Source organism: Streptomyces hainanensis (assembly GCF_004348415.1).
Taxonomy (GTDB): domain Bacteria; phylum Actinomycetota; class Actinomycetes; order Streptomycetales; family Streptomycetaceae; genus Streptomyces; species Streptomyces hainanensis.
On sequence record NZ_SMKI01000501.1, the window covers coordinates 1 to 5,375 of the forward strand.

A 5,375-nucleotide genomic window follows, 5' to 3' on the forward strand; every position below is an offset into this window, starting at 1 on the left:
CCCCGAACCCCTGCCCGTCCCACCTGGAGAAGCCGCGGACTTCTGTCACGCACTTACCCTCACCCGCGCCATGGAGGTGGTCCTGCTCCACGACGGCGTTCTGGGCATGACCCTGCGCGACGAGAACATGAGCATCCACGGCCTGGTCCACCCGCTCACCGAATCCTGGGCGCGCATCATCCCCGACGGCACCGGCTCCCGCGTGCAGGTCACCACCGCCGGCCCCCGGGACCTGTGGGCCGAACGCGTCGAACTCCTCGCTCCCTGGTTCCAGGCCGGCCGACCCGGCCCCGGCTCCTACGGCCTGACCGTGGACGCCCACGGTGAACACACGCTGTGGAGGTACGAGCCCGACCGCCTCTCATGGAACCTATGAAGCGCGCCCTCGGGGCCATGTCCCCGCCAGGGGAATCCGTCACTCGACCGGGGCGAGCCAGCCCTCCAGGACGACGGCGCCCTCGCCGAAGCGGTCGGCGAGGGCCGCCGCCATCTCCGGGGTGGCGACCGGCACATCGGCCCTGACCACGTTGTGGGTGTCGTCGACGTAGGAGCCCTGGGTCTCGGGGAACTCCGTCATCAGTTCGGCCTGGATGTCGAGGAGTTCGGCGTAGTCACGCTCGGCCGTGGTCAGGCAGAGCGGGCCGTCCCACAGCTCGCGCAGCCGCTCCTCGTAGGCGGCCGGGTCGTCCGTGAAGCGGACGGTGACGATGGCGGTGTCGTCCCGCTGGTCGATCCAGCCGCCGGCGTAGGTGTCGAAGATCGAGGCGCCGGCGATCGCCTCGCCCGCCGTGCCGTCCTCCACCAGGGTCCGGTCCACCGGCTCCCAGCCGCCCTCCGGCTCCGGGCACGGCGTCTCGAACCCCTCGTCGGAGGCCGGATCCGGCGCCGGGCCGGCGTCGGCGGGCGGTTCGGTGAGCGTGAGCCGCTCGCCGTCCCAGGAGCCGACCAGGTCGTAGCTGCCCCAGGTGGTGCCGGTCGCCGACTCGGCGGTCAGGCCCTCCCAGCTCCAGCCCACCACCGCCACGCCGCCGGAACACTGCGGCGGATACGACTCCATCAGCGCCCAGCACATCAGCGGGCCGTCCTCGCCGCTCTCCAACACCGTGACGTCGGTTCCCTCGTAGACCACCGGCTCGCTCGGCGGCGCCCCGACCGCGTCGGCCGGCGGCGTCTCGCTGCCGCAACCGGTCAACGCGAGCAGCGAGACGACGACCAGCGAGCCCGATACCTTCAGCGCACCCCTCATGCCGATCTGATGCGGGCATCGGCGGATCGGTTCCCGTCAGGAACCGAGCATCGGCAACTCGTCGCCGCCCTCCAGGCGGGCGGTCAGCTCGGTGCTCGCGCCCTCCTCGGCCGGCAGGGCCAGGGTGCGGCCCGCGCCGTGGCCGCCGACCGCGCCCTCGGCGGTGATCTCCGTGACGCCCTCGCTCGCGGCCGCCAGCAGATACCAGTCCTCCGCCGGGGACATCCACAACGCCCCGCTGAGCACGGCGGGCCGCCGCTCCCCGCAGGAGGCGCTGTCCTCCGCGCTGGCCGTGACCGCGCCCGGCTCGGTGGCCCGCTCCGCCGGCGGCAGGAAGACCGCCAGGGACCGGCTGCCGCCGCCCCGCCAGGTGTCGCCCCGCAGGCACACCCAGCGGGCGGTGCCGGCGCCGTCCGGCAGCGGCTGCTCCGCGAAGCCCCAGGCGTTGAGCGTGCGCATCCCGGCCCCGCTCACCAGCGGCAACTGGCAGGCCATCCGCGCCCACTGGGCCCGCTCCTCGGCCGAGCCGATCCAGTTGCGCGGCTCCGCCGGGGTGCCGCCGGTCAGCACCGCGGGCGCCAACTCGCCCAGATCCGCGAGCAGATAGGGCTCGGCGGCGCCCTGCGGGGTGACCGCGAGTGCGGCGAACGAGGCGCACTCGCCCGGACGTTCCCCCGGCTCGCCGGCGGCGGTGCGCAGCGGGTCGGTGACGCCGTGGTCGTCCACGGCCAGCCCGGCGGTGGACGCGGTGGGGTCGAGCAGTTGGAGGGTGCCGGCCTCGGCGACCCAGGGGGCCAGCAGATAGCGGGTGTTGCCGTCGCCGCGGCTGACCACCGCGGCGGCCGAGGAGACCAGGTCGGCGCCGTCCACCCGGGCGAAGTCCAGCGCCACCCGACCGCCGTCGGCGCCGGCCTGCTCGGCGTACCTGACGAGCCGCAGCCCGTCGTGGAGCAGCACCACCGACGTGCCGCCGGACTCGCCGGCGTAGAGCAGCTGGGCGGGCCCCGGCGCGGGACCCGTCTGGGTGCCGGGGGTCGCCGAGACCGCCACGCTCTCGCCCGGCCTGGCCCACACCGCCAGGGCCCGGCGCAGCAGCCCGGTGTCGTCGACCGCGTCGCCGCGGGCCGGCCAGACCGAGAAGTCGAGCCGGGCCGAGCGCTTCCAGGTGTCGGCCGGGACGCGCCGCAGCCCGCTCGGGTCGAGCGCGGCCTCGGCGGCCTCGTTCCGGCTGTAGCTGGGGGCGGCGGCGCCGTCCGGGCCCCAGCCGTCCGGCAGCAGGGCGAGACCGCCGGCGACCACGAGCGTGAGCGCCGCGGCCCCGAACAGCGCGCCCCTGGCGTACTGGCGGCGGCGCAGCAGGTCGGTGGGCCTGGCCTGGAGCGAGCAGGGGTCGGCGAGATCGGGCGCGGCGCTCAGCCCGGCGGCGGCCGCCACGGCGTCCGCCGCGTCCTCGGCGGGCACGCCGGCGGCGGCGAGCAGCCGGCGGACGGCCGGCTCGTCGAGCCCGTCGACGCGGCGCAGCGCGTAGGCGGCGCGGCCGGCCGGGGCGAGCTCGGCGAGCCGCTGGTCGAGGGCGAGTTCGTCGGGCTCGCCGGCGCGCGGGAACAGCCGCAGACCCACCACCTGGGGCAGCGACCACGGCGGGCGCGGCACCCGGCGCCTGGCCCTGGCCGCGTCGAGCGCGGCCCGCAGCACCCGGTGCCGCAGGTAGGCGTAGCCGGCGTCGGCGTCCTCCCGCCGCGGAGGCGGGGCGGTCGGCTCGTCCTGGGCGGATCTGCCACGGGGGAGGGCGCGTTGGGCGAGCGCGTGCGCGGTGAGCACCCGCCGCTGGCGGCCGAGCGAGTGGGGGAGGACGAGGTAGCCGAGCCGCACCAGACGCGGGTAGTGCTCGACCAGCGCCGCCTCGGCCCGGTCGAGGCCGACGGGCTCGTGGGTGGTGTCGGTGGGGGCGTCGGGGGAGGTCACATCGCTGGCAGCCACACCGGCAGAACGAGCGGCCCCCGCCGCCGGTTACGCGGCGCCGCCGGGCGGCGCGGCGAGGTGCGCGGTGCGGTGCGGTGCGCGGTGCGCGCGGTCAGCGCTCGAGGTACGCCAACACCGCGAGCACCCGCCGGTTGTCGTCGTCGGACGGCGGAAGCCCCAGCTTGGCGAAGATGTTGGAGGTGTGCTTCGCCACGGCCCGCTCGGTGACGACCAGCCGCTCCGCGATCGCCGCGTTCGAACGGCCCTGCGCCATCAGCTCCATCACCTCGAGCTCACGCGGAGTCAGCTTCTCCAGCGGCGAGTTCTGGGTGCGGCGGGCCAGCAGCTGCTGGATCACCTGCGGGTCCATCGCGGTGCCGCCGCCGGCGACCCGGCGGACGGCGTCCACGAACTGGTCGGCGTCGAAGACCCGGTCCTTGAGCAGGTAGCCGACGCCGCCGTTGCCGTCCGCGAGCAGTTCGCGGGCGTAGAGCTGCTCGACGTGCTGGGAGAGCACCAGGACCGGCAGCCCCGGCTGTTCGCGGCGGGCCGTCAGGGCGCACTGCAGGCCCTCGTCGGTGAAGGAGGGCGGCAGTCTGACGTCCACCACGGCGACGTCGGGCCGCAGTTCGGACAGGGCGCGGGTGAGCTCGGGCCCGTTGTCGACGGCGGCGGCGATCTCGAACTCGTGCGCCTCCAGGAGCCGGACCAGACCGTCCCGCAACAGGAACAGGTCTTCGGCGAGGACTACGCGCACGGGGTTCTCCGGACTGGCTCGCGGACGGGGCGTTCCCACCCTATCGGCGACGCCCGGGCGCCGTGCGACGCCCGGGCGGTGCCGGTGGCGGCCGGTCAGCCGCGGGGGAGCACGGTGCCGAGCACGGCCGGCAGCGAGTGCCAGTCGGAGCTGACGACGCTGGCGCCGGCGGCCGCCAACTCGGCGGTGCGGGCGGCGGCCTGGGCCTCGGTCGGGTTGGTCGCGCTGATGGCGGGCGGCACGTTGTGGGCGTCGGTCATCACGACCAGGTAGCCGCGGTCGGCGTACCAGTCGAGGTCGACGCCGGTGGTGTAGGCGGTGGCGTCACCGTCGAAGACCACGAACCAGGGGCGCAGCGTGGCGTCCGCGTAGCGGGTGACGCGCGGGTCGCCCGCCTCGGCGCCGTGCACGGCGGGGAAGGCGGTGGTGGTGCCCAGGGTGCCGGCGGCGGCCGAGTCGCGGAGGTGGCGGCCGTACTCGACGTCCGTCCAGAGCGAGTCGAACGGGTTGCCCTCCTCGACGGTGCCGGGGATCAGGTGGATCAGGAACTTCCCGGCCAGCTCGTCCCGGCTCGGCCAACCGCCCGCCCGAACGGCCTCGTCGAGGGTCGCGTGGTCGCCGGTCAGGTCGCCCGGGCCGAAGACGGCGTCGCCCAGGGCGCCGTTGACCAGCGCGTCGAACTGCGCCGGGCCGCGGCCCAGGTTGGCGGCGAAGCCGTCCTTCATCTCGATCTTCAGCAGGATCGGCCGGTGCCCCGGATTGGCGTCGTGCCAGGCGCGGAGGTCGTTCAGGCAGCCGGCGAACGACTGGTTCCTGGCGCGGGTCCCGAACTGGTCGGCCGACGAGGCGTTCTCGCAGTTGTTGGCGTTGCCGAACGGGTTGTCGTGCGCCACGCGCCAGCCGCTTCCGAAGAAGTTGGTCCAGACGTCGAGCTCCAGCATCCCGGCGCCGGAGTCGAGGGCGTCGGCGAAGTAGGGGAAGGTCTCCTGGAGGTAGGCGTTGTGCACGCCGACCGAGGTGGTCGCGGAGTACCCGGTGGCACTCGGCGCCGGGTCGGCGGCCTGGGCCGAGAGGGGGGCGGTCAGGGCCAGCGCGGCGCCGAGCAGGATCGCCGCGCGGGCCAGCAACCGTATTCTTCGCATGCGTCGCCGCCTTCGCATCGGTGGGGGCCGTCAGTTCAACGCGCCGCCAGCGTATGCGAGTTGGCGTTCGAGAGGGTGATGCGTGAGCGAACGGCGGGCCAACGGACCCGCCGAGGCCAGGCCGTGTCGCCCGGACAGGACCTAGACGAGTAGTTCCGAATGAGGGGTTTTCTGACGTGGGGGAGGGTGTCCAACATCGGGTTGTGACGACCGAGTTAGACACCCTCTTGACGGCACTGTACGTCCACGTCGATGACCGGTTGAAGAC

Annotated in this window: 5 protein-coding genes; 1 reads left to right on the forward strand and 4 read right to left on the reverse strand. The window is 74.8% G+C overall.

The window, feature by feature from the left end; translation table 11 throughout:
* Positions 1 to 70 precede the first annotated feature (70 nt).
* Positions 71 to 376, forward strand: coding sequence for a hypothetical protein (locus tag E1283_RS31110; RefSeq protein ID WP_132821517.1), 306 nt, complete (start codon positions 71 to 73; stop codon positions 374 to 376).
* A 39-nt stretch (positions 377 to 415) separates the two neighbouring features.
* On the opposite strand, the gene E1283_RS31115 is transcribed toward E1283_RS31110, so the two are convergent.
* The 4 genes from E1283_RS31115 to E1283_RS31130 all read right to left on the reverse strand — a co-directional run bounded on the left by E1283_RS31115 (position 416) and on the right by E1283_RS31130 (position 5,107).
* The gene (locus E1283_RS31115) at positions 416 to 1,246 is read right to left on the reverse strand and encodes a hypothetical protein (protein WP_132821518.1); all 831 of its coding nucleotides are present in this window, start codon (positions 1,244 to 1,246) and stop codon (positions 416 to 418) included.
* Between the two features lie 36 nt (positions 1,247 to 1,282).
* Positions 1,283 to 3,226, reverse strand: coding sequence for a hypothetical protein (locus E1283_RS31120; protein ID WP_132821519.1), 1,944 nt, complete (start codon positions 3,224 to 3,226; stop codon positions 1,283 to 1,285).
* A gap of 94 nt (positions 3,227 to 3,320) precedes the next feature.
* Positions 3,321 to 3,965 carry a response regulator transcription factor gene (locus tag E1283_RS31125; RefSeq protein WP_132821520.1) on the reverse strand — a complete coding sequence of 215 codons (645 nt, stop codon included), beginning with the start codon at positions 3,963 to 3,965 and terminating at the stop codon, positions 3,321 to 3,323.
* Positions 3,966 to 4,060: 95 nt separating this feature from the next.
* Complete coding sequence (locus E1283_RS31130; protein WP_243745227.1) at positions 4,061 to 5,107, reverse strand: phosphatidylinositol-specific phospholipase C domain-containing protein; 1,047 nt, start codon at positions 5,105 to 5,107, stop codon at positions 4,061 to 4,063.
* Positions 5,108 to 5,375: the final 268 nt, after the last annotated feature.

Bases quoted from the DNA above. Each gene is read 5' to 3' on its own strand.
- E1283_RS31110 (WP_132821517.1), top strand. From the start codon at position 71: ATGGAGGTGGTCCTGCTCCACGACGGCGTTCTGGGCATGACCCTGCGC.
- E1283_RS31115 (WP_132821518.1), bottom strand. From the start codon at position 1,246: ATGAGGGGTGCGCTGAAGGTATCGGGCTCGCTGGTCGTCGTCTCGCTG.
- E1283_RS31130 (WP_243745227.1), bottom strand. From the start codon at position 5,107: ATGCGAAGAATACGGTTGCTGGCCCGCGCGGCGATCCTGCTCGGCGCC.